Below are 24,742 nucleotides of genomic sequence, written 5' to 3'. Positions count from 1 at the left end.
AATAATAGTAATCTATCGGTTAAACAAAGTGACTAAACATGAACTTAAAAAGTGAAATTCTAATTATCGGTGGTGGCATTATCGGGTTGGCGATCGCGGTTGACCTAAAACTTCGGGGTGCATCTGTAAGTCTCCTCTGTCGAGACTTTCAACAAGCCGCTAGTCACGCCGCCGCCGGAATGTTGGCCCCCCATGCAGAACAACTTCCCACAGGAGCGATGTTAGACTTATGTCTCAAGTCGCGTTGGTTATATCCAGAGTGGGTACGCAAATTAGAAGACCTCACCGGTTTAAATGTCGGTTATGTTCCCTGTGGGATCATTGCCCCGGTTTTTGAACAACCACCGTCTCAACCGTCGGAAAACTGGTTAGATAAAGCCGCTATTGCTTATTATCAACCGGGACTCGGTGGTGAGGTAGTTGGGGGTTGGTGGTATCCAGAAGATGGACAAGTGGACAACCGTCTGGTGATGAAAGCGCTGTATGAGGCGGCTAAAAGTTTAGGGGTGAATTTACTTGAAGGGGTAACCGTTCACGCTATCGGACAAAAACAAGGTAAGGTAACCAGTGTTTTTACCTCGATGGGAGAATTAGAAGCCCAAACTTATGTATTAGCGAGTGGTTCTTGGGCAAGTCAGTTATTACCTCTGCCGGTTCATCCGGTCAAAGGGCAAATGTTATCTTTAAGAATGCCCAAGGAAGCGGATCAACCTTTGCCGCTACAACGGGTATTATATGGACCTCAGACTTATTTAGTGCCGAGACAAGATGGACGCTTAATTATTGGGGCGACTACAGAAGCCGTAAATTGGACTGCGGGAAATACGCCTCAAGGGGTTAAAACGCTTTTAGATCGGGCTATTCGTCTTTATCCGGCTATCGAAAATTGGCCCATAGAAGAATTATGGTGGGGTTTTCGTCCGGGAACTCCTGATGAGTTACCCATTTTAGGAAAGGGTCTTTGTGATAATTTAGTCTTGGCGACGGGACATTATCGTAATGGGATCTTGTTGGCCCCGGTGAGTGCTTCTTTGATCGCGGATCTGATCTTGCAGCAAAAGTCTGATCCTCTCTTATCTCATTTTAGTTATGATCGCTTCAGTGCTAAACCCCCTGCTAGAACTATGAATGCTAACCCTCCTCAGCCGCTACAATACGCCTCTGTTAATGGTTCTTCCCCCTATCCCCAACTGCCGGAAACCAGTTCAAAAGAGGATCACTTAGTTATTGCCGGGCGCAAATTTTCGTCCCGGTTGATGACGGGTACCGGTAAATATCCCTCCATCGAAGCGATGCAAAAAAGTATCCTCGGTAGTGGTTGTGAAATTGTGACGGTTGCAGTTAGACGGGTACAAACTAAAGCCCCTGGCCATGAGGGACTTGCAGAAGCGATCAATTGGGGTAAAATTTGGATGTTGCCCAATACTGCCGGCTGTAAAACCGCAGAGGAGGCTATCCGGGTGGCACGCTTGGGGCGAGAAATGGCGAAGTTATTAGGACAAGAGGATAATAATTTTATTAAGCTGGAAGTGATTCCGGATGCTAAGTATTTATTACCTGATCCCATCGGCACCCTACAAGCGGCTGAACAGTTGGTTAAAGAGGGGTTTGCTGTCTTACCTTATATTAATGCTGATCCGCTTTTGGCTAAACGTTTGGAAGAGGTAGGGTGTGCTACGGTGATGCCGCTAGGTTCGCCTATTGGTTCGGGACAAGGGATTAAAAATGCGGCTAATATCGCTATTATTATTGAACAGTCTGGTATTCCTGTGGTGGTGGATGCAGGGATCGGTACGCCTTCAGAAGCGGCTTTAGCGATGGAAATGGGGGCTGATGCGTTGTTAATTAATAGTGCGATCGCTCTTTCTCAAAACCCCCCACAGATGGCGAAAGCGATGGGTTTGGCGGCACAAGCCGGAAGACTTGCTTATCTGGCTGGTAGAATGCCTTTGAAGTCTTATGCTAGTGCGAGTTCGCCGCTTACCGGTACGGTGAGTTAAATTAGACCTCTCCCCCTAACCCCCTCTCCACCTCCCCCTACCCCCTCCTACAGGAGAGGGGAAATGGAAGATCTTTGTTTCTGGAGAGGGGGAACATTAATATATGAGGGGGAACAATATATATATTGTAGGTTGGGGCCTTGGAACCAAAGCCAACGCTAAATATCATTTTGATAAATTTAATTCATCCTATCAACTCTGTTATCAATAAATGAAAAATGGTATTATTTTTATAAAACTTATCTATAATTAAAAAAATCACTATCATTTCTCTATGTTTATTGAGTTTAGATTATTATGGATTCTATACGTATTAAAAATTTGCGGCTTTTAGAGGATACAGGCCCTATTGATATAAAACCTATTACTTTGCTTTTGGGGGCTAATAGTTCAGGGAAAAGTACATTTTTAAGAGCATTTCCTTTAATGAGGCAAAGTGTTGAAGCTAAAACTACTTCACCTATTTTGTGGTATGGGCAATTTGTTGATTTTGGGAGTTTTGATGAAGCTATTAATAATTTAGAGCCGGCTAATCAAGAAAAAGAAATTTCATTCGCTTATCATTTCCAATTTTCAAATTTTTTAATGAGGAATGAATATATAAATTACTATAAATATTTTTTGTTTCATTTTTCTAAAAATTTATCTTTAAAACAAGAATCCTTTAGGAAATCACCAATAGATAAACTAGAAATATCCCTTGAAATTAAATTAGCAAGAGTGCATGAACAATATAGTAATTTTCTCAAAGAAGTTTTATTAAAATTCTCTGATCATCTAATTAAATTAGAAATTAATGAACAAGGCAAACTTATCAAATTTAAAGTCAATCAAAGTGAGTTCTCGGAAGAAATGAAAGATGTCAAATTTTTGCCTCAAAAAGGATTGATTCCTCTTTTTATTGAGCCAATACCTCAAGAAGAAAAAAATGATTTATTACATTCTATTATTAGCTTGGGATATCAACTTAGAAAAGGCTCTTATTCTTCTAGATTAATTAAGCTGTTAAAGACAGAAATCACAAATTTAGTACATTATCAAATAAAAAATAATGAAGAAAGAATTATTACAATAATTGGTTCATTACTTGGTATTGGTATTGAAAGTTCAAACACCATTTTGAATTTAGTACAAAACAATAAAAATGGAGGCAATATTTGGAATAATAAAACTCGGGTTTGGTCTATTGAAAGTCCAGATTTTCAAAAACTTAGAGATATTTTAGTAGCAGATTCTGCTTTATTAATTTTATCAATGGCTGATAAATATCTGTCTAATTTTGCTTGTAATATTAGTTATATAGCACCAGTAAGAGCCACAGCAGAACGTTACTATCGCTTTCAAGATTTAGCGGTAGGGGAAGTAGACTCTCAGGGAAAAAATTTAGCAATGTTTATTAAAAGCTTAAATAATAAAGAGCAAAAAAGCTTTGAGGAATGGACACAAAAATATTTTGGCTTTTCTATCGGTGTTGATCAATCTGAAGGTCATGTATCTTTAAAGTTAAAAGAAAAAAATTGTCAACAAAAACGGAATTTAGCTGATACAGGATTTGGATTTTCCCAAGTTCTCCCAATATTAACTCAATTATGGTGGTTAAGTAGAGGTAAAGGTCAAGTCAATAAAGATTATCCGATCACATTTGCTATTGAACAACCAGAATTACATCTGCATCCAGGACTACAAGCACTTTTAGCAGATTCATTTATAGCAACTATCAAGATAGCAAAAGAGCAAGGATTTGATCTTAGATTAGTGATAGAAACCCACAGTGAAACTTTAGTAAAAAGATTTAGTCCCCATATTGCTAATAAAAATTTTGATCACAATGATATTAACCTAGTTATCTTTGAAAGAGAAAATTCTGAAACCCCTGCTAAAGTCAGAATAGCAAAATACACTCAAGCAGGACTTTTTGATAACTGGCCTCTAGGTTTCTTTTTACCTGATCCAATCTAATCTGAGTATGTTGTTAGTTCTAGATCCATCTTTAATTAATGAAATTAATAATAAAAAAGTTCAGATAGTCTTTGAATTAATTGCTCAGTCTAGATGTCAAGGAAATCATATAGTTATATCTGATAGAAATACATTAAATTGTTTAAAAAAATGTGATTTTTTATCCTCAGTAGCTCAGATGGTTTATACACAACTATATTCGGATTTACCCGATTTTAGTGTCTATTTAGAAAATTTAAAAAATTCAATATTAATTGTCTTAGATGATGTACTAGAATTTCAAGCTAATTCTAAATGTGAATTGACCAATGGCACTATAACCCTTGAACCTAGAGATGGTTTCCAGGTGATAAAAGCTTCTTATCGCTACTTTAGTTATGGAAGTTTTACCCCAACAATTTTATTAACTGAAAATCGCATTGATGGAGAAATATATCACCAAATTACTAAACTATATAACAAACATAAAAAAATAAGGTTTGACATAAAATCTGAAATTAGAACAGGAGGAGGTAATAGCACTAAAGATGAATTGAGGGCGATTCAAAAAACCTTACAAGATATAGAAACAGAAAATAAACTTTGTCTTTGTATTATAGATAGTGATAAAAAAAGTCCAAATGATTCTAATTTAGGAGATACAGCAAAAGCAGTTCAAGAAGTCTATGAACAGTTAAAGAGCAACATTCTTGTAAAATGGATTTGTTTAGAAGTTAAAGAGCTTGAAAATTTGTTTCCTATTGCTTGGTATGAACAAGTCTTTACTCAAGATAAAAATAAAAATAAATCTCTTTCATTGTTGAAGCAATTAGAAAAACATGAAGCCAGAAAATATATATCTATGAAAAAAGGGATATATTTATATGACATATTACAATACTCCGTACAAGATTCTAGCTTACATCAATATTGGATAGAATTTATACAAAGCCTTGAAATAGAAACAGTTATTTCTTGTTTGGAACAGCTACAATGTCTTAGAGGAAAACAAGCTTGTACTTGTGTCATTATGCCAGGATTTGGTACAGATATCCTCATTAAGATGATAGATAATTGTGTGAAAGAAAGATCTTTAACTAAATGTAATGATATCGAGCAAGATGAGCTTTTAAAATTAGAGTGGGAAAGGATTAGACAAGTAGTTACAGATTGGTGTTGCGCTTTACCGCCGATACTTTAATTATAGTAATCTATTCTTCTTAAAAATTGCTAATCAGAGAGAGTTGAAAAAATTTTTGAATAAAATAATTTTAAATTGCTTATGCGTTACTGTCTCAACCCCCATTGTCCTAACCCTCGCAACCCGGATGATACCGAAATTTGTTACAGTTGCAGTACAAAATTATTACTCAATGACCGCTACCATGCAATTAAACTGATAGGACAAGGGGGGTTTGGCAGAACTTTTTTAGCCGCCGATAACGCTAAACCCTCTCAACCCCGTTGTGTGATTAAACAATTTTATCCCGACGAACAAACCAATGCCCGCGCCGCTATGCAATTATTTGAACAAGAAGCACAGCGCTTAAAACAATTAGGAGAACATCCCCAAATACCCGATTTTTATGACCATTTAGAACAAGATAAACATCAATATATTATTCAAGAATTTATAGACGGGCAAAATTTAAGCCAAGAATTAGCCACTAACGGTACTTTTAACCAAACTCAAATTAAAACCCTTCTAAAAGATTTACTTCCTGTCTTAAAATTTATCCATGCCGGACAAATCATTCACCGCGATATTAAACCCGATAATATTATCCGTTCTCGCCAGCAAGAATTATTATATTTAGTGGATTTTGGAGCGGCTAAATATGCCACAGCCACCGCTTTAGCTCAAACCGGTACCGTTATCGGCAGTGCCGAATTTATTGCTCCAGAACAACTCAGAGGAAAAGCCACTTTTGCCAGTGATATTTATAGTTTAGGAGTCACCTGTATTTATTTATTGACTCAAGTTTCTCCCTTTAACTTATTTGATATTACTGAGAATGTCTGGGTTTGGAAAGACTATTTAGTTGATAATCTTGTCAGTGATGACTTAGGGCAAATTCTCGATAAAATGATTAACAATTCTCTTAAAGAACGTTATCACTCTGTCGATGAGATTATGACAGATTTGAAGATTGGCCAATTTACCGAAAAGTTGAGCCATATTTCTCTTGCTCCAGCTACCCAAAAATGGCAATGTATTCATACCTTAACGGGACATTCTCAACCCGTAACTTCAATGGCTTTTAATCCCCTGATTAAGCAAGGCGAAGAGGGAATTTTAGCCAGTGGGGGCGCAGATTGGACGATTAAACTCTGGTCTTTAAAAACTGGGCAAGAAATCGATACTTTAATTGGCCATACCGATAAAATTACCGCTATTGCTTTTAGTCCTGATGGACGATTTTTAGCTAGTAGTAGTTGTGATCGTTCGATTCGTATTTATCATCTCCAACGCCAAAGTCTTATTCATAAATTATTAGGTCATACCAATTGGGTAAGCTCTATTGCTTTTAGCCCTAATAGCCGCCTTTTAGCGAGCGGCAGTTTTGATAAGACTATAAAAATTTGGAATGTCCAAAGCGGCAAACAGCTAGAAAATTTTGTTTGTCGCGGTTATATGAATTGGGTAAAATGTCTGGCTTTTCATCCTTTTCAATCTATTTTAGCCAGTGGAAATGGAGATAATAGTATTTATTTTTTTGATTTACATAACAAGAGTAAAGAATTTTTTTTAATCGGTCATATTCATATTATAAATTCTCTGGCATTCAGTCCAGATGGTCAAGTTTTAGCCAGTGCAAGTGACGATAAAACCGTTAAAATTTGGAGTTTAGATACCCGAAAAGTTATTAATAATTTAAGCGATTATTTAGTGAGGGCTAATACTGTTGCTTTTAGTCCAGACGGTAAAATTTTAGCCGCCGGAAAAGACGATAATACTATTAAGCTTTGGTATTTAGAGCAAAAATCTTGGCAATTAGTCTCAGAAGATGCCATGATGACTTTAACAGGACATAGCGACTCGGTAACAGCAGTAGCATTTAGCCCCAATGGACAGTTATTGGCTAGTGGTAGTGTTGATGGAAGCATTAAGTTGTGGCAGTGCGGAACGAGTTCCGCACCCCAATGTGTTTGATTTCGCGCAAAGGTGGCAAAAGTCGCACTAGCCGCCGCTAACCGGAGGAATAAGTACCACTTCATCCCCGTCTTTTAAGGGGGTGTCTGAGTCGACAAATTGAAAATTGATCCCAAAACGAGTGACACTACGCCATTGTTCTAATTCTGGATGCTCTTTAAGTAAATTATCTAATACGGCTTTGACAGGTGTTTGAGGAGGAAAGTTTAAAGACAGTTCTGAAAGTCCATAAGCTTCTTGATAAGCCGCGAATAATTTGACAATGATGGTAATGGTAGAATCAGACATGAGTGTAATTAAAGACGTTCAAATTCATGGCGTATTTTTTTGATTGTCTGAGGCAAAACACCCACTAACAAAGCAAAAGCTTCATCCGGCAATTTAGCGGCTGTGTCAGCATCAAACCAGTTTTCAAATTGATTTAATATAACTTGTGCCCGTTGTAAAGGCACTGGGTTATCAGTAATTTGTTTGGTTAATCTTACCCACTGCCGCCGAATTAAATAAGCATTGATTTTTTCTTGAGGGGTTTGAGGAGTGACTAAAGACAGTTTTCCCACAGGGATAACTTGTACGACATCAAGGTCAAAAACACTGCCAATCACCGCTCCGGGTCCTGCAAATTCTGCATGATAGCGTTTATATAAAATTATGCCATTTTTACGACGAGGGTTAACCACTAGCAACTGCTTTTTATGCAATTGAGCGATAATATTATCGATGTTTAGGCTTGCTGGAGAATTTGAAGGATAACTGCTCAAATTTTCTTTCATCGTTACATAAAACAGATGATCTTAGCCGACCTTAGCTGTCCAGTTGCTCTGTATTTTCAGCAGTGGTGGAGACTTCTACCGGGGGTGGAGTCTTCTCTAACTCGGTTAATTTTTTAATTAAACATAAACGCCTTGGACTTCCAAACAAAAAACTATTGAAACTAAAGTCAATCCGATGGAGTTGATAGCCACCATTGAGATAGAGTTGTTTAGCCACATGATTATCTTCTAAAACGTGAAGATAAAGTTCTTTAAAACCCCATTCTAAAGCAATTTGCTCACATTTTCGCAGCATTTTTCTTGCCACGCCTTGGCGGCGACAATGATGACTCACCGCTAAATTAGAAATATAAGCACTATTGGGCGTAGTGGACCATTCTGAACGCAAAGAAATTTCTACAGTCCCAATAATTTCTTCCTCTTCTGTGCTTGATGCCGATGTAATAACCTGATGACAGGCAACTAAACACTGATAATGAGGAGATGCCGCACGCAAACGACTGCGAAGGTCTTCATAAACCCCTAATTTGAGTAAAGGATAAACCCAAGACAGGACTCCATAAGGAGGATGAAAGCACAGGGTCAGAACTTCAGCGACTTTCTTTAAATCACTTGACCGAGCAGTCCGAACAATAGTACCAGATGTACTAATTTTTTCTTCAGCGTTCCTTAACTGATATGGAAATAAGGAATATGGATAGCAGGAGTTCACAGTTACTCCAACGAATCACTAAATGATGTACTCTACAAGTTTAACAACCCCACTGCCCACTAGCTCGTAGGGAATGATTGAGCGTTGAACTAGGGGATGAGATAGAAGGTTTTAGCTTTGATTTTGCTTAAGTTACGAACTACTAAGACACCAAGTTAGAAGAAAAGTTTCCTTTCTCTTGCGGCTTGCTCTTGGTTGTTCAAGTTTGTTTGAGAACAAACTACTTTTTCTAAATTTCTTCCCTGTTGATATTTTATCACCTTTATGGTCAAAATTTTTCCACCTCTGGCGATTGATCTTTGTTACAAGGGCCTAGTCCTTGGAACGAACCCTTCAGGCTGATCATCCTATGTTAGCTTTTTCTTTTAAAATTTAATCAGGAACAGGGAAGTGCGAAAGCCAAACAACAATGACTAAGCACGAATGACTAATGACTATGATGTTTCAATCTCTTTTGCGTTTTGAGGGACAACTTAATGATTTACTGGCTCCGGCTAATCGGAGAGTGTTTTTTACTCACTCTTTTCTAGAAAACCCCTCAATTAAAGATGTTATTGAATCTTTAGGGGTTCCTCATCCTGAAGTTAATGTTATTTTTATTAATGGTAAAACGGTTGATTTTTCCTATAGCTTACAACATGGCGATCAAGGAATTATTTATCCTCACTCTCTTTTTCCTGAGCTTCCCCATGAAGCTATTATTCAGTTACAACCTCCTTTACCTCAACCTGTGGGTTTTGTCTTAGATGTTCATTTAGGTAAACTGGCTTCTTTATTACGATTATTAGGATTTGATACTCTCTATCGCAATGATTATGAAGATGCAGAAATCGCTCAAATTTCAGCCGCACAACAGAGGATTGTTTTAACACGAGATAAAGGCGTTTTAATGCGAAAGCCGGTTGTTTATGGTTATTATGTCAGAGAAACTGATCCCCAAAAACAAATTCTAGAAGTTTTAGGACGGTACAATTTATTTGCGTTGAGTCGTCCTATGTCGCGCTGTATTCGATGTAACGGAATAATCAAACCCGTTGAAAAAGCCGCTATTATTGAGCAACTTCCCCGACAGACCTGTCAAATTTATGAAAATTTTTATCAATGTAATCATTGTAACCAAATTTATTGGCAAGGAACTCATTATCAGAAAATGCAAAAAATGGTAGAAACTATCCTAGAAAATTCTCATCAGTTACCCTGAATTGTTTATTATGTTAAAATAAAGATTGAACTAAGCATTTTGCAAGCAAATTTTATGGCCCATAGTACCTACAGCCTTCCGGAGATTGAAAAACAACGTCTAGAATTTCCTGGATTAGCCAATAAAGTTTATTTTAATTTTGGCGGACAAGGCCCTTTACCTCGTTGTGCCATAGAAGCCATTATTGATGCTCATAATTATCTTCAGCTACAAGGGCCTTTCTCAGGAAAGGTGAATGCTTGGATTCAAAATAAAACTGAACAATTGAGAGAAACACTGGCCCTTGAATTAGGGACGACTGCTCAAAGCATTGTTTTAACTGAAAATGTGACCGATGGCTGTAATATTGTTTTATGGGGTCTTGACTGGCAAAAAGGAGACCATATACTTCTCACCGATTGTGAGCATCAGGGAATTATCGCTATTGTTAAAGAAATTGCTCGCCGCTTTGGCGTAGAATTCTCGATTTGTCCCATTAAAGACACCCTGAACACAGGCGATCCGCTGGCGGTGATTGCTCAACATTTACGCCCCAATACTCGTCTAGTGGTCTTGAGTCATTTGCTTTGGAATACCGGGCAGTTATTACCTTTGGCTGATATCGTAGAACTGTGTCACCATCATAGCCCTAGCCGCCAACGGGTTCCCATCTTAGTAGATGCGGCTCAATCAGTGGGATGTATTCCTTTAAATTTAAGTCAATTACAAGCAGATTTTTATGCCTTTACCGGCCATAAATGGTTATGTGGTCCGGCCGGGGTAGGTGGTTTATATATTGATCCTCAAATGTTTGAAATGCTTAGACCCACTTTTATTGGTTGGCGAGGAATTGAACAGGATGAAACCGGACAACCCATCGCTTGGAAAAACGATGCACGACGTTTTGAGGTGGCGACCTCCGCTTATCCTCAGTATGAAGGGTTACGGGCGGCAATCCCAATTCATCGTCAATGGGGAAGTGCTGAAGGGCGCTATCAGCGTATGGTGGAGTTGAGCGCTTATCTTTGGGAGCAGTTATCAGAACTTGACGGCGTTGAGTGTTTAAAAAATTCTCCTCCCCAAGCCGGGTTAGTTTCTTTTCAAGTTAAAGGCCCTCTCTCTTCCCAACAGTTAGTACAAGCTTTAGAAAAAAGAGGATTCTTACTGAGAACTTTACTCAATCCGGATTGTGTTCGAGCTTGTGTACATTACTTTACTTTGAAGGCTGAAATTGAACAGTTAGTCGAAGCCATTAAAATATTACTCCTTAATGCTAATGAGAATGAAGGGTAATTAGTTAAAGAATACATGAAGTTATATGTTAAATTATACGTTTCTTAACACTCAGGTATACTTCATCACCCAAATTTTAACTTAAAATTAAAATAAGCTTCATTCATAATTCATACCTGGAATAGAACAAAACAGCATCTAATTCAGGTATGGAAATGCTCTTGGCAATCCGAATCGCTAAACCCATTAGCTTTTATCAGTCTGATCTACCCATTCTTTCTCTATATGGCAAGGCAACCACATTATATAGAACTCACCAAAGGGGTTCAATCTTGGAACCAATGGCGTAATAATTACCCAAGCATTAGACCTAGTCTTAACGGCATTAATTTGAGAGGATGCAATCTGGCCGGCATTAACTTCAAAGATACCGATCTTCAAGGAACGGACCTTAGAGAAGCCAATTTAACTCAAGCCAATCTTAACTGGGCTAATCTTCACAAAGCTGATCTAACACAAGCCAATTTAAGCGGAGCTAATTTAAGTCAAGCCTTCTTAGAAAAAGCGATTCTCATCGCCGCTAATCTCAGAGAAGCTTGGTTAATCGGCTCAGATTTTGAAAAAGCTAATTTAAGAGATGCTGATTTAAGTAAAACTCTTGCTGCCAAAGCGAACTTTAAAAACGCTATCTTAACGGGAGTTTGTTTGCACGACTGGTCAATTGACAAGTTTACTAATTTAAACAACGTCGCTTGTGATTATGTATACTTTGGAGAAAATCATCAAGAACGCCGTCCTATTCATTACCCCCAAAAGTTTGCTCTAGGTGAGTTTAGTAAATACTTTAAAAATGCTTTAGAATTTCAAAATCAATCTATTAATCAACTATTTGATTATTCGGCACAACTTCCTTACCTTCAACTGCCTAATCAAAATCAAATTCAAAAAGTCAAAAGTTTTGAAAGTATGAGGAACTGGTAATAGATCATTAAAAATTAATCGTTTTAATTACCAATCACCTATTACCTATTCCTCGTGCATGGGCTTATTTTTTAGAACAAACCAAGCGTTAAAGATTTGTCAATGGGGAAAATAGCACCAGCCCCTAACCAGAGGGTGACTAAAGTCCCAAACAGAAACACAGCCGTTGCTACAGGACGACGGAAGGGGTTCTGAAATTTATTGACGTTTTCAATGAAAGGAATCAGCATTAATCCTAACGGAATAGCCGCTTGACAAGCAATTCCCAATAGTTTGTTGGGAAGAATCCGTAAGATTTGGAATACGGGATAAAGATACCATTCAGGAAGAATTTCTAGGGGAGTAGCAAACGGATTAGCCGGTTCACCCACCATCGCTGGATCGAGAACAGCTAAACCCACCACTAATCCAAGGGTTCCCAAGATAACTACAGGAAACACATACAATAGGTCATTAGGCCAAGCGGGTTCACCATAGTAATTGTGACCCATCCCTTTAGCCAGTTTGGCGCGGAGTTTAGGATCGCTGAGATCAGGCTTTTTAACAATAGCCATCTATTGATTCTCCTTCTCTTAACTAACGGATCTGCAATATTTTAATTTAGTTAACAGCCAACAGGTTGATGATTCTGTTCACTGTTGACTGTTGACTATAGCTAACAAAATTATAATGGACCAGAAATTCCCTGTTTACGAATCATCAGGAAGTGCAGCAGCATAAACACTGCCATCAACCAGGGAAGAACAAAAGTATGAATACTGTAGAAACGGGTTAAGGTTGCTTGTCCAACACTTGCACCACCCCGTAAGGCTTCAACGATTTGATCGCCAACCACAGGAATAGCAGCCGGTACACCAGACACAATCTTAACCGCCCAGTAACCTACTTGGTCCCAAGGCAATGAGTAACCGGTTACTCCGAAAGATACGGTAATCACTGCCATAATGACACCGACGATCCAGGTTAATTCCCGAGGCTTTTTAAATCCACCGGTTAAGTAAACCCGGAAAACGTGCAGAATCATCATTAAGACCATCATACTAGCAGACCAGCGATGGACAGAACGAATCAGCCAACCAAAGTTGACCTCATTCATAATGTACTCTACTGAGGTAAAAGCCTCAGTTACCGTTGGTTTGTAATAAAAAGTCATGGCGAATCCAGTGGCAAACTGGATTAAGAAACACACCAGCGTAATTCCCCCCAAACAATAGAAAATATTGACGTGGGGCGGGACGTATTTGCTGGTGATATCATCAGCGAGTTCTTGAACCTCTAGCCGTTCGTCAAACCATTGATAAACTTTAGAATCTGTTACTTGCTTAGAAAACATGAAGCCAGAATTGCAATATAGAATGATTAGGGTTTTTTTGCTCCCTTTGAGCCTCTATGAGCTTTTTAGGGATATTAATAGAAGGCAGGCTATCCTTTTAGAGGATTTATTAAAAAAATCTGTAGTCAGTTTAACTAGGATAGCCTTTTTGAACTGATGTTCCTCATTAAAAAATGTAACATACCTGAGAGGCTGTGGGTTAGATTTTCATGATGCCTACTCGAGTGAGCGTCATAAACCGATTAACCCTTTAAACAGTTTTAGCCCGTCGGTTGCCTTTAACATTGGATCTGAGGCTCTTTCGGGATGCGGCATCATACCCAGAACGTTACCTTGGCGGTTGGTAATACCAGCAATATTATTTAACGATCCATTGGGGTTATGTTTCTCGTCAATTTCACCATTAGGACTACAGTAACGAAACATAACTTGACCATGATCCTCTAAAGCTTTGAGCGTATCCTCATCGGCATAGTAGCGTCCTTCTCCGTGAGCAATGGGCAAAGTTAATAAGCTTTTGGGAGCATAAGCCGCACTCCAAGCTAAATCAGTTGTCTCTACGCGCACGGGAACGCGATCACAAATAAAATGTAAATTTCGATTGCGAGTTAAAGCACCTGGTAATAAACCGACTTCGGTTAAGATTTGAAACCCATTACAGATCCCTAAAACATATTTTCCCGCTTGAGCGTGTTCAACGACACTTTTCAGCACTGGCGAGAAACGGGCGATCGCTCCACATCTGAGATAATCCCCATAACTAAACCCTCCCGGCAAAACGACCACATCGAGATCGTCTAAGTCAGTTTCTTGATGCCAAACCATGCGGGTTGGTTGATCGAGTAAGCCGCGAGTTACCGTTTCTACATCCCGGTCACAGTTAGAGCCAGGGAATACCACTATACCAAATTTCATTGCTTGATCCCAATTTCAGACACAACGATTGACTTTTAAGGATTAACGCTTAACGGTTTTACCGGGGTCAATTCAAAGCGATAATTTTCGATAACTGGGTTAGCTAAGAGTTGATCACACATTTGATCTAACTGTTGCTTGGCTTGTGTTTCATCGCTGGCGGTAACAGTCAGTTCAATATACTTACCGATTCTAACTTGTTCAACTCCCCTCAACCCAAGTTGTTTTAATCCAGATTCCACAGCCACTCCGGCTGGATCAAGTACCGAGGGTCTGAGGGTAACATAAATACGACACTGATATTGTTGAGACATCGATTCTAGCTATAGTATTAATTAGACAAGACTCCCAATTATGAAAGCCCAAAAGACTCGCTCTCAAGAAAAAATTTTTCATTTGCTCAAGACTTTGGCTCGCTCCCTTTCTGCCCAAGATCTCTATGTCGAACTGCGTCGGCGCAAACAAACCATCGGTTTAGCAACAGTTTATCGTTCATTAGAAGCTCTAAAACTTCAAGGGGTGGTACAAGTCCGAACGTTACCGAGCGGAGAATCTTTATATAGTTTGGTGCAACAGGATCAACATCATCTCACTTGCGTTCATTGCGGTCAATCTATTCCCATTGATGAGTGTCCTGTCCATGACCTAGAGGAACGTTTAGAACAATCCCATCATTTTAAAGTTTACTACCATACCCTAGAGTTTTTCGGACTTTGTGATCGCTGTCATTCGCTCCACCGAGAACCCTTAAGCAATTAAGCTTATTGAGCTATATGACGATCAATTTTTTCTAACTCCATCGCTAGATCTGAGATATCTTGATGGGTTTTCTCTCCGATGACAGAACGCATTCCCTCTAGAGTAGACATTAGACTGCGCGGGTCCATAAACATAATTTTACTACTTCCACTACTGCCAATGCTTTTACCCATATCTAAGTAATTTTGAGCCAGAAGAAATTGTAAAGCTTCCCGCGCATTTGGGGTTGAGCCTAATTTCTCTGAGACAATAACGATCGCTTTGGCGGTGGCTTCGGCTCTAAGAATTTGTTGTTCTCGTTCGGCTTCGGCTTTTAAGATAGCGGCTGTTTTGAGGGCTTCAGCTTCAAGAATTTTCGACTGCGCTTGACCTTGAGCCGAGTTAATGGCTGAATCTCTTTCTCCTTCAGAGGTTAAAATCGCTGCCCGTTTTTTGCGTTCTGCCGCCATTTGTAATTCCATCGAATCTTGTACGGCTTTAGAGGGCATAATATCCCGTAGTTCTACTCGGGTAACTTTAACCCCCCAAGGATCAGTGGCGATATCCAGTTCTCTGAGTAAAAATTCGTTGATTTCTGTACGAGCGGTAAAGGTTTCATCTAATTCTAATTTGCCGATTTCTGCACGGATTTGAGTTAGCACTAAATTTTGCATCGCTAATCTGAGATTTTCTACTTTATAGTAGGCTTTTTCCATATCAACGATGCGCCAATACACCACCGCATCGACGGTGATCGAGACATTATCTTTGGTGATACAAGATTGAGGGGGAATATCAATCACTTTTTCGCGGGTGGTTTCTTGATAAACGACTTTATCAAAAAAAGGAAGAATAAAGTTCAGCCCCGGAGTCAGTTTTTGATTAAAGCTTCCTAATCTTTCCACTAAGGCTTCATTTCTTTCGTTGACTATCTTCACTGAACCAAACAGTGCCGAACCACCGAAAACCAGAAAGACTAAAACTAAAAAACCTTCCATGATCACCTCTTGATTAAATGTTCAATTTAATAAAGTTTAAGGTAAAAGATTAACTGGGACTACAAACAGGGTGTTGCCTTTGCGCCTGACAATATAAACTTTTTCTTGTGCGGCGATGGTCATGGTTTCATCTTCACAGACTGCCCGCCAAGAATTGCCTTCATACAGCACCCTACCAGGTTGTCCTGGCGCAATTTCTGTGAGGGTTTCTCCTTCAGAGTCATCACTGAGTCGGGATAGCTTTTGTTTCGGGGTTAAAAATCGACGTGAAATGATGACTAAAATTGTCGATAAAATCAGCCAAGCGATCACCTGAACGGCCAGATAGGGCACAAAGCTAGAAATCAGTGCTACCACCATAGCACTAATACCCATCATGAAAGCTACAAAAGCGGTAGGAAAGATGAATTCCATTAAGCAGAGAATGCAGCCAGCAATTAACCAGAGCAAGGGTATACTCAACATAGGATGAAGAGAATTCTGAAGTAAAGACGTTTTAGGGAACGTCTGTACAGATCTATAATAGCTTTGCCGCCAGAGGAATATAGAGACAATTGACTTAAAGTTTTATGAAATTCAGCAAGGGACGCTCCTATGCCAAAATAGTAAGGTTGTTGAGAAAGGCTATTACAGGCTTTTAAGAGAAAACAGAGAGAGAACTAAATATGAAAGTTGGCGATCGCGTCCGTGTCAAAGAATCTATTGTTGTTTATCACCATCCACAAAACAGACAAGCGGCTTTTGATGTCAAAGGGTTGGAAGGAGAAGTGGTTGGTATTGTCACTGAGTGGCAAGGAAGACCTGTCAGTGCTAATTTGCCCGTCCTGGTACAATTTGATAAAAAGTTTAAAGCCCACTTCCGCGAAAATGAACTAGAAATCCTTTAGCTTTATGTCGCGCCCCCCCCGGCTAAAGCACTGGGGCTAGGCTACGCCCCACTTCGTGGGTATGCCCCAGATTTTAAGTAGTAGCTCCCCTATTAAGAGGAGAAGACTTATTATAAATAACGCTGGGAACTTGCCGCCTATGCACAAAAAATCGGATTTTGCTATCTTAATTAAAAGATTAAAATGATCAACCCCTGATAAAATCTAGCATTTTTACAGCATGGCTTCATCAATGCCAAAAACTCAGACATCCTCCCAACAATGGCGCGAAGAAATAACCGCCCTTCCTGCTTGGTTAAAACGTTCCATCGGCAAAGCCAGTGAACTGTCCACCGTTCAACGAATCATTAAACAGCGTAATATTCATACTATTTGTGAAGAAGGGCGTTGTCCTAACCGAGGGGAGTGTTATGCTCAAAAAACCGCGACTTTTCTCTTGATGGGGCCAACTTGCACCCGTTCCTGTGCTTTTTGTCAAGTGGATAAAGGCCATGCACCAATGCCGCTAGATGCTGAAGAACCCCGCAAGGTAGCTGAAGCGGTTTCATTATTGGGACTACGTTATGTGGTGTTAACCTCGGTGGCTAGAGATGATATTCCCGATGGCGGCGCAGGTTGGTTTGTTCAGGTGATGGATGCTATCCGTCAAACAACCCCTCAAACCGAGATCGAAGTCTTAACCCCTGACTTCTGGGGCGGCAAAGGCAGACAAACCAGTCAAAAAGAAAGAGTGGCTACTGTTGTGGCGGCTAAACCCGTTTGTTATAATCACAACATTGAAACCGTCAAACGACTACAAGCACCTGTGAGACGAGGGGCAAAATATGAACGCTCTTTAAATGTTTTGCGATGGGTAAAAGAACTAGACCCCTCTATTGCCACTAAGTCAGGTTTAATGTTAGGTCATGGGGAAACCGAAGCCGAAATTATTGAGGCTATGCAAGATTTAAGAGCTATTGGTTGTGATCGCCTTACTTTAGGTCAATATATGCGCCCTTCTTTGGAACATCTTCCTGTGCAAAAATATTGGACTCCTGAAGAGTTTGAAAATTTAGGTCAAATTGCCCGAACGATGGGATTTTCTCAAGTACGCTCTGGTCCTTTAGTCCGTAGTTCCTATCATGCAGGAGAAAAAGACTAGGATTGATTTGATTAAATGAAAGCGATGATTTTTAATTTTAAGCCGAGTCCATGAGAAAATCCGCTTAGTTATCTGACTAATTTTCAGGACTTTGGCAAAATTATGCTCAAGTATGTAATTTTGAGTGTTGGCTCTGCTTTGCTTACTGCTCTACCCGTTATAGCAGCCGATACCATTTATGTCACCTTTGGACCTTGGAGAGGCTCAATTAGAATTGAGTCTTTAGAAACTTTCGCTAATGATGGCACCATTAATAATAATTTAAGATTTTTTTTAAGAGGTTTGAGCCGCCAACAAGAGGAAAAGTTTAGAGAAGTTTTGCTTAAACCGGTTAATGTCAGTCCCCTTTTGGTTTCTCGTTTTTTCAACAGTGCCATCGGCCAAGAAATCTTAACTCGCGTTGGCAGAGGAATTACCATTCAGGGGGGCAGAAATGGGAAATATGCCCTACGTGCGGCAATAATACAAGCGTCTCTTGAGCCAGAAGGACTAACATTACTCAATGTTTTGCGTAAATTTCCCACCAATATGCAATTACAAGGAGAATATCTTCTGGGTCTAAAAAATACATTTGATCGCATTATTCAAGGGACGAACTTTTTTACTCAGACGATGGCTCAATTATCAGCACAAGCGGCTCAATCTAACTCAGTTAATTTTAGCCAGATGATGGACCTTCGGCAACCCGGTCAGGTTAATTTCCGCCAAGAAATGATTACCTTAACAGATTCCACCCGAAAACGGACTTTTTATGTCATTGTTTATAGACCCGAAAAGGAGCCGACAGGCAAAACTCCCGTTGTGATTTTATCTCATGGGCTAGGTTCAAGGCCACAAGATTTTGAAGCGATGGCCCAACATTTAGCTTCCTATGGTTATGTAGTAGCTATGCCGCAGCATCCTGGGAGTGATACGCAACAGCAACAAGCGTTCATCAATGGTTTTTCGAGACAAGTTTTTGATGTTAATGAATTTATTAACCGCCCTAAAGATATTAGCGCCGTGATTGATGAACTTGAGCGGCGTAATCAATCTGATTTTGGCGGACGATTAGATTTAGAGAATGTAGGGGTTATAGGACATTCTTTTGGGGGATATACAGCTTTAGCTGTTGCTGGAGCGCAGATTAATAGAGAATATCTTAAATCTGCCTGTGAGCGTTCCTTTAATTGGCTTAATATGTCATCATTACTTCAGTGTACTGCTTTAAATTTGCCAAACACCACTTACCAATTTAGAGATGCTCGAGTCAAAGCCGTACTGGTGAAAAACCCGTTTAACAGCATTATTTTTGGACAAAAAGAGTTAGAGCAAATTCAAATTCCTGTCATGATTACGGGGGGAAACTACGATCCGGCGACTCCTTTTGTTTTGGAACAAGTTCGCGCTTTTAGTTGGTTAACCACACCTAATAAATATTTAGCTTTAAAAGAAGGACAAGCTCATATCAACCTTGCTCAACTCGATGCAGGCATCACTCAAGTAATAGATTCTATCCCTAAATTAACCTTAGCTGAATCTGACTTAATTGATAATTATCAAAATCCTCTTGCACTGGCTTTTTTTGCGGTTTATATTGCTAATGATCCTCAATTTCGTCCTTTTTTAACGGCGGCTTATGGAGAATTTCTCAGTCAAAATGAGCCTTTTAAAATGTATCTGATTGATTCGTCGTCGCAGCCAGCCTTACAGCAAGCGCTTAAAGCTTTTCGGATTTTTTAGTTATATATTTCTTAAGGCGAGTCGCTAATCATCTCATGCAGGAGAAGAAGTATAATTTAAGCTCTATAAAATGATTGATGAATGAGTAAACTTATAGCCTATGGTTATTAATTATTAGACAGGAAAGAAACCAAAGACTTCAAAGTTTTCTTGCCAATCTCAGCACTTTAGATGATAATTCGATTCCTCTTTCTGCTGAAGCAATTGTCAAATTAATTAGACAACATTTAGATTGCCCTAGGTCTAGCCGCTTACCAGTGCTGATTGTTGCTGCGGCCTATCAGGCAGCCTCAGAACATTTAGGAGAAAGGTGTTTACCTCTTGAAAGCCACAATGCCGCCGATCAACAAACAGGTGCTTTAGGGGATTTAGAAATCACGCTTGTAAATGACAATAAAGTCATTACCTGTTATGAAATGAAGATGAAGCGAGTTACGATCAATGATCTTAATATTGCCGTTCAAAAAATTTCCGGCAAAATCAACAAAACGGGCAGCAAAATTGATAATTATATTTTTATTACCACCGAACCCATAGACAAAGATGTAGAAGATTATGCGGCTACTCTTTATGAAAAAACCGGAGGAATTGAAATGGTCATCTTAGATTGTCTGAGTTTTTTGCGTCACTTTTTACATTTGTTTCACCGTTTACGTATGCCGTTTTTAGAAGACTATCAAAGACTTGTGCTTGCCGAGCCGGAAAGTGCTGTCAATCAAGCTTTAAAAGAGGCTTTTTTAGCACTGCGTCAGGCTGTACAGACCATTGAAGTTGACACAGACTTAGATTCGAAACAAGATTAGACGGCCAATTCTAGTGAGTAGGAGCCAAAAGTTTATAAATCTTTGCATATTTGGGTTTACTTTTTTGAATTATTGATCTTAAATTTGATTAGAGTTTCAAAGTTTGGCGCAGGCTCAACTATGATTTGTTGTCTTAATCCTGATTGCCCTAATCCCTTAAATCCTGATGGCACAGATTTGTGCCTAAGTTGTGAGACACCCTTAGTAGCTCTATTGAGAAATCGTTACCGAGTTATAAAACCGTTGGGGGGCGGTGGATTTGGACGTACCTATTTAATCGAAGATTTAGATAAATTGAATGAGCTATGTGTTCTTAAACAACTAGCGCCGCAAGTTCAAGGTAGCTGGGCACGTCAAAAAGCGATCGAGTTGTTTGAGCAAGAAGCAAAACGTTTACAACAACTTGGTAAACAGAACCAAACACCGACTCTTTATGCTTATTTTAAAGAAGATAATTATCTGTATTTGGTACAAGAATACATCGAAGGACAAAACCTTTTACAGGAGTTACAAGAGCAGGGAGTCTTTAATGAGGCGAAAATACGAGAACTTTTGAGTGCCTTATTACCTCTTCTCGAGTTAATCCATCAGCAGCAAATCATACACCGCGATATCAAGCCAGAAAATATCATTCGCCGTCACAGTGACGGTTTATTAGTTTTGATTGATTTTGGAGTCGCTAAACAGATGACCACAACGGTGATGGCAAAACCCGGAACAACTATTGGCTCTTTTGGCTATGCCCCGATGGAACAAATACGAAAAGGTCAAGCTTTTCCGGCTAGTGACCTTTACGGTTTAGGAACAACTTGCTTTCATCTGCTGACAGATATTCATCCTTGGGAAGTGTGGCAGGATCACGGTTATGGCTGGTCTTCTAGCTGGCAGCAGCATTTGAAGCAGCCACTAAGTCCCGGATTAAAGCTTATTCTCGATAAAGTGCTGCAAAAACATTATCAACAACGTTATCAGTCAGCCTCAGAAGTTTTAGAACAGTTGAATCATTTACCTCCCATTGCCAAAAAATCAACTCCATCCACAACAGTACCCACTCAAGTGCCAATACCAGGAACAATGGTGTTACCAGAGTCTCTCACTCCCAGCTTATGGTATCAAGCCGTATTGGCCAGTTCAGGGAGTTGGTTGCTGGCTCTTTTGTTGCTCAGTTTTTTAGGAACCATTTGGCTTAGTTCTGGACTATGGCTGCTCATTTTAGGGGTGGCAATTTTTGCTCGCTCTCAGCGAGTTTTTATAAAAGTATATTTGTTTTTTATTTCTTTAATGACGACAGTAATAACTTACTTAGTCTTCCAAAAATTAAAAATAGATAATCCTTTCACCATTGGATTTAAAGGATTTATGGTGGTTATATTATTAGTTATTTTGGCGGGTTTATTGGCTTATGTTTTGATATTTATTTCTGACTATGTAAATAAATTAATGGCGAAAAACCATTAAATATGATCATTATATTTGAGCTTACGAGGCAAGGATTTATGAGGCAAAAACAACAATCGATTCAAGTTTTTCTTTCTCTGTTTATCGCTGGAGTAGCCATCGCATTAATTGTATGGTTATTAGGAAAACTGACTGGCACCCCTGACACGATAGTTCCAACACCAATTCCATCAACAGTAAGTCCACCTAGTTCATTTTTAAATCAGCATCTTAGTGTGGGCGATAAAATCTTAATCACAGCACATACAAACCCTGAAAAAGAAGCGGGAGTACAAGCTTTTGCCAAGGGAGATTTTGTGACTGCCCTTAAAAAATTTGAGGAATCTCTAAAAATTGATCGTAATGACCCAGAAGCATTAATTTATTTGAACAATGCCAAAATTGCCTATGCTAATGCCAAATCCTTCGAAGTGGCTGTAGCTACTGGGATTGGTGGCAATCTTGATACTGCCCAAGAGGTGCTGCGGGGCGTGGCTCAGGCTCAAAATGAGGTAAATAGCAGTGGCGGGATTAACGGGCGACCCTTACAGATTGAGATTGTTAATGATGAAGGTAATGAGAATACTAGCAAAAAACTAGCTCCTGACCTGGCTAAGGACTCTAACATCTTAGCGGTGATCGGTCATGGCGATACCAAAGGTTCACTCAGTGCCGCTCCCATTTATAATGCTCAAGGCTTGGTGATGATTACTCCGTCATACGGGCCAGCTAAATTATCTCAAATTGGCGAATATATCTTTCGCGGCTCTCCTGATAGTAGTGTTACTGCCAAGGCACTTGCCGAGTATATCGTTCAAAAAGCTCATATCAAAAATATTGCCATTTGTACTGATTCATCAGCCTCAGCATCTAACACAGCTTCTAAGACAACGATCAATGAATTCACTCAGGCAATATCTGAGGCGGGAGGAAAAGTCTCCAATACAGTGTGCAATTTTGGTGCGGCAGATTTTAACCCTAATACCGTGATGAATCAGGCTATCAGCGATGGAGCAAAGGGCTTACTCATCATGCCGCAAGTCAACAAACTCCGACCGGCTATTGAGTTAGCACAAGCCAATGGAGGCAGGTTAGGACTGTTTAGTCACGGGGGTTTGTACACCTATGAAACCCTTAATTCAGGAAGACAAAATTTTAATGGCTTGATCTTGTCGGCATTTTGGCATCCTGATGCTGATGCAAACAATCCCTTCTTTAAAAACGCCACTGCACTTTGGGAGGCAAAGGTCAATGCTCGAACGGCTTCGGCTTATGATACACTCCAAGCCATTATTGCTGGCTTAAAAGTTGCAGGATTAAAACAGGGCAACACCCGTGAAGAATTACAAAAGGCACTGTCTGACCCCACTTTTTCGGCTTCAGGAGCTATAGGAAAGATTCAGTTTTTACCGTCACGGGCACGTCAGGGGAAACCATTATTAATTAAAATTGCACCAGGCTCAAGTTCTGGGACTGGCTATGATTTTGTCCTGATGCGCTAATTCCATTTAAAATATTTTTGAGGTTGGGTAATGTTTTCTTTGACTTGATAAGGCTTTACCCGACATTTATCCATGAAACGTTATTTGTGATCTAAGTACCTGGACATAAATATATAACTTTTTCTTTTGACATTTAAGCAACCGATTAAATCGTCCCTCTAAATAACCCTTGAGGGCGCACCAACAAAATCACAATCATAATCAATAAAGCCACCCCTAACTTATAATCCGAACCTAACCAAGGAACACTTAATTCTTGAGCCACCCCAATCACTAGAGCGCCTGCAATTGCTCCATAAGGATTTCCGATACCCCCTAAAATCACCGAAGCAAACATCGGCAAAATTAAAAACCAGCCCATATTAGGGCGAATTCCCCCCACAATTAAACCAAAGATTGCTCCACCAATCGCCGTTAAAACTCCGGTAATAATCCAAGTCCACAACACCACCCACTCGACATTAATACCAGATACCCGAGCTAAATCCACATTATCAGCCACAGCCCGCATGGCCTTGCCGATTTTCGTTTTTTGTAGCAGAAAATGAAGCACAATAATGGCAATGATCGCCATAGTAATGGCTAAAACCCGGTCAAAAGCCACTTTTACCCCTAATAAATCCATTGCCGCCATCACCGGTAAATCATAGCGTTGGTTACTGCCGCCCCAGATAAATAAAATCCCGTTGCGAATGAATAGAGCTAACCCGATAGAGATAATAATCAGAGTTGTACTGCTGGCTCGGCGATCGCGCATCGGTTTCCAAATCAGATACTCACTCACTAGCATGGCGATCACGGTGCCACCAGCCCCTAAAATGATCGAGAGCCAAAGATTTAATCCATTTATATTAGCCAGCCAAGTTATATAAGCTCCTAATGTCATAAAATCGCCATGAGCAAAATTGGATAGGCGTAAAATTCCATAGCTGAGGGTGAGTCCTACGGCTGCTAAAGCAATTACACTTCCGATGGCTAAACCATTAAACAGTATTTGTGCTAAGTCCATTCCCCGGCTCCTGTTATCGACACTTCCCAAGAGGATATAACAAAATTACCCCTTAAAGGAATACGGGGCTAAAAAGATGATACAATTTCTAAGACTTATAAATTTTTGTTTTGTGCCCTGATAGTTTTTTGACTAAAAATGCACAAGAGAACTTCTTTATATCTATAATTAGTATAGAGAAAAAAAAATTTATGCAAGTCTTGAAATTGTAAGAAATTAATTAGTATTTACTATTGTTTTTCAACAAATATTGTTTTATATTCTTTTAATAACTTATTGAAATCAA

The 24,742-nt window shown here is 39.5% G+C and carries 24 protein-coding genes; 14 read left to right on the top strand and 10 right to left on the bottom strand.

Annotation, left to right across the window (positions count from 1 at the left end; translation table 11 throughout):
* The first annotated feature begins 38 nt into the window (after positions 1–38).
* The 4 genes from thiO (at position 39) to CYAN7822_RS25400 (ending at position 7,092) form a co-directional block, all read left to right on the top strand.
* The gene (thiO, locus tag CYAN7822_RS40230; RefSeq protein ID WP_013325126.1) at positions 39–2,000 is read left to right on the top strand and encodes a glycine oxidase ThiO; all 1,962 of its coding nucleotides are present in this window, start codon (positions 39–41) and stop codon (positions 1,998–2,000) included.
* Positions 2,001–2,297: 297 nt separating this feature from the next.
* A complete protein-coding gene (locus CYAN7822_RS25410; RefSeq protein ID WP_013325125.1) occupies positions 2,298–3,959 on the top strand; it encodes an AAA family ATPase in 1,662 nt (553 codons plus the stop codon).
* Between the two features lie 7 nt (positions 3,960–3,966).
* A complete protein-coding gene (locus CYAN7822_RS25405; RefSeq protein ID WP_013325124.1) occupies positions 3,967–5,139 on the top strand; it encodes a hypothetical protein in 1,173 nt (390 codons plus the stop codon).
* A gap of 81 nt (positions 5,140–5,220) precedes the next feature.
* On the top strand, positions 5,221–7,092 hold the full coding sequence (locus tag CYAN7822_RS25400) for a serine/threonine-protein kinase (protein ID WP_013325123.1): 1,872 nt from the start codon (positions 5,221–5,223) through the stop codon (positions 7,090–7,092).
* A gap of 27 nt (positions 7,093–7,119) precedes the next feature.
* Here CYAN7822_RS25400 and CYAN7822_RS25395 read toward each other — a convergent pair whose 3' ends face one another.
* From CYAN7822_RS25395 to CYAN7822_RS25385, 3 genes are read right to left on the bottom strand one after another with little or no spacing between them, the layout of a single operon-like run.
* Positions 7,120–7,380, bottom strand: a complete 261-nt coding sequence (locus tag CYAN7822_RS25395; protein ID WP_013325122.1) for a MoaD/ThiS family protein — start codon at positions 7,378–7,380, stop codon at positions 7,120–7,122.
* A gap of 8 nt (positions 7,381–7,388) precedes the next feature.
* Entirely contained in the window at positions 7,389–7,865 is a 477-nt protein-coding gene (locus CYAN7822_RS25390) for a hypothetical protein (protein WP_013325121.1), read from the bottom strand.
* 31 nt (positions 7,866–7,896) lie between these two features.
* Complete coding sequence (locus CYAN7822_RS25385) at positions 7,897–8,577, bottom strand: GNAT family N-acetyltransferase (protein ID WP_013325120.1); 681 nt, start codon at positions 8,575–8,577, stop codon at positions 7,897–7,899.
* 430 nt (positions 8,578–9,007) lie between these two features.
* On the opposite strand from CYAN7822_RS25385, the gene CYAN7822_RS25380 reads away from it, so the two are divergent.
* From CYAN7822_RS25380 to CYAN7822_RS25370, 3 genes are all read left to right on the top strand, one after another.
* Positions 9,008–9,778, top strand: coding sequence for a Mut7-C RNAse domain-containing protein (locus CYAN7822_RS25380; protein WP_013325119.1), 771 nt, complete (start codon positions 9,008–9,010; stop codon positions 9,776–9,778).
* Between the two features lie 54 nt (positions 9,779–9,832).
* Entirely contained in the window at positions 9,833–11,050 is a 1,218-nt protein-coding gene (locus tag CYAN7822_RS25375) for an aminotransferase class V-fold PLP-dependent enzyme (RefSeq protein WP_013325118.1), read from the top strand.
* Between the two features lie 225 nt (positions 11,051–11,275).
* Positions 11,276–11,971: a pentapeptide repeat-containing protein gene (locus tag CYAN7822_RS25370; protein ID WP_013325117.1), complete on the top strand. Its 696-nt coding sequence runs from the start codon at positions 11,276–11,278 to the stop codon at positions 11,969–11,971.
* A gap of 71 nt (positions 11,972–12,042) precedes the next feature.
* Here the strand turns inward: CYAN7822_RS25370 and petD are convergent, their stop codons facing one another.
* The 4 genes from petD to purS all read right to left on the bottom strand — a co-directional run bounded on the left by petD (position 12,043) and on the right by purS (position 14,533).
* Positions 12,043–12,525: a cytochrome b6-f complex subunit IV gene (petD, locus tag CYAN7822_RS25365; RefSeq protein ID WP_013325116.1), complete on the bottom strand. Its 483-nt coding sequence runs from the start codon at positions 12,523–12,525 to the stop codon at positions 12,043–12,045.
* Positions 12,526–12,635: 110 nt separating this feature from the next.
* Positions 12,636–13,304, bottom strand: a complete 669-nt coding sequence (gene petB / locus CYAN7822_RS25360) for a cytochrome b6 (protein ID WP_013325115.1) — start codon at positions 13,302–13,304, stop codon at positions 12,636–12,638.
* Positions 13,305–13,535: 231 nt separating this feature from the next.
* Positions 13,536–14,219 (bottom strand): phosphoribosylformylglycinamidine synthase subunit PurQ, encoded by a 684-nt coding sequence (gene purQ / locus CYAN7822_RS25355; protein WP_013325114.1) that lies wholly within the window; start codon positions 14,217–14,219, stop codon positions 13,536–13,538.
* A gap of 35 nt (positions 14,220–14,254) precedes the next feature.
* Positions 14,255–14,533 (bottom strand): phosphoribosylformylglycinamidine synthase subunit PurS, encoded by a 279-nt coding sequence (gene purS, locus CYAN7822_RS25350; protein ID WP_013325113.1) that lies wholly within the window; start codon positions 14,531–14,533, stop codon positions 14,255–14,257.
* A 40-nt stretch (positions 14,534–14,573) separates the two neighbouring features.
* Between purS and CYAN7822_RS25345 the strand changes: the two genes are divergently transcribed.
* Entirely contained in the window at positions 14,574–14,978 is a 405-nt protein-coding gene (locus CYAN7822_RS25345) for a Fur family transcriptional regulator (protein ID WP_013325112.1), read from the top strand.
* Between the two features lie 2 nt (positions 14,979–14,980).
* On the opposite strand, the gene CYAN7822_RS25340 is transcribed toward CYAN7822_RS25345, so the two are convergent.
* Together CYAN7822_RS25340 and CYAN7822_RS25335 are read right to left on the bottom strand one after the other, a co-directional pair.
* Positions 14,981–15,955, bottom strand: coding sequence for an SPFH domain-containing protein (locus tag CYAN7822_RS25340; RefSeq protein ID WP_013325111.1), 975 nt, complete (start codon positions 15,953–15,955; stop codon positions 14,981–14,983).
* Between the two features lie 36 nt (positions 15,956–15,991).
* Positions 15,992–16,420, bottom strand: coding sequence for an NfeD family protein (locus CYAN7822_RS25335; RefSeq protein WP_013325110.1), 429 nt, complete (start codon positions 16,418–16,420; stop codon positions 15,992–15,994).
* 200 nt (positions 16,421–16,620) lie between these two features.
* Here CYAN7822_RS25335 and CYAN7822_RS25330 point away from each other — a divergent pair, with 200 nt between their 5' ends.
* From CYAN7822_RS25330 to CYAN7822_RS25305, 6 genes are all read left to right on the top strand, one after another.
* The gene (locus tag CYAN7822_RS25330) at positions 16,621–16,842 is read left to right on the top strand and encodes a ferredoxin-thioredoxin reductase variable chain (RefSeq protein ID WP_013325109.1); all 222 of its coding nucleotides are present in this window, start codon (positions 16,621–16,623) and stop codon (positions 16,840–16,842) included.
* Between the two features lie 232 nt (positions 16,843–17,074).
* Positions 17,075–17,983 carry a lipoyl synthase gene (lipA, locus tag CYAN7822_RS25325; RefSeq protein ID WP_013325108.1) on the top strand — a complete coding sequence of 303 codons (909 nt, stop codon included), beginning with the start codon at positions 17,075–17,077 and terminating at the stop codon, positions 17,981–17,983.
* Between the two features lie 102 nt (positions 17,984–18,085).
* Positions 18,086–19,705 carry an alpha/beta hydrolase gene (locus tag CYAN7822_RS25320; RefSeq protein WP_013325107.1) on the top strand — a complete coding sequence of 540 codons (1,620 nt, stop codon included), beginning with the start codon at positions 18,086–18,088 and terminating at the stop codon, positions 19,703–19,705.
* A gap of 257 nt (positions 19,706–19,962) precedes the next feature.
* On the top strand, positions 19,963–20,508 hold the full coding sequence (locus tag CYAN7822_RS25315; RefSeq protein WP_049802642.1) for a hypothetical protein: 546 nt from the start codon (positions 19,963–19,965) through the stop codon (positions 20,506–20,508).
* 120 nt (positions 20,509–20,628) lie between these two features.
* Positions 20,629–21,966: a serine/threonine-protein kinase gene (locus CYAN7822_RS25310; RefSeq protein WP_013325106.1), complete on the top strand. Its 1,338-nt coding sequence runs from the start codon at positions 20,629–20,631 to the stop codon at positions 21,964–21,966.
* A 38-nt stretch (positions 21,967–22,004) separates the two neighbouring features.
* Positions 22,005–23,447 (top strand): ABC transporter substrate-binding protein, encoded by a 1,443-nt coding sequence (locus CYAN7822_RS25305; protein ID WP_013325105.1) that lies wholly within the window; start codon positions 22,005–22,007, stop codon positions 23,445–23,447.
* Between the two features lie 145 nt (positions 23,448–23,592).
* Here CYAN7822_RS25305 and CYAN7822_RS25300 read toward each other — a convergent pair whose 3' ends face one another.
* The gene (locus tag CYAN7822_RS25300; protein WP_013325104.1) at positions 23,593–24,456 is read right to left on the bottom strand and encodes a branched-chain amino acid ABC transporter permease; all 864 of its coding nucleotides are present in this window, start codon (positions 24,454–24,456) and stop codon (positions 23,593–23,595) included.
* Between the last annotated feature and the right edge of the window lie 286 nt (positions 24,457–24,742).

This window comes from Gloeothece verrucosa PCC 7822 (assembly GCF_000147335.1).
GTDB lineage: Bacteria > Cyanobacteriota > Cyanobacteriia > Cyanobacteriales > Microcystaceae > Gloeothece > Gloeothece verrucosa.
This window is presented reverse-complemented; position numbering and strand designations above follow the sequence as displayed.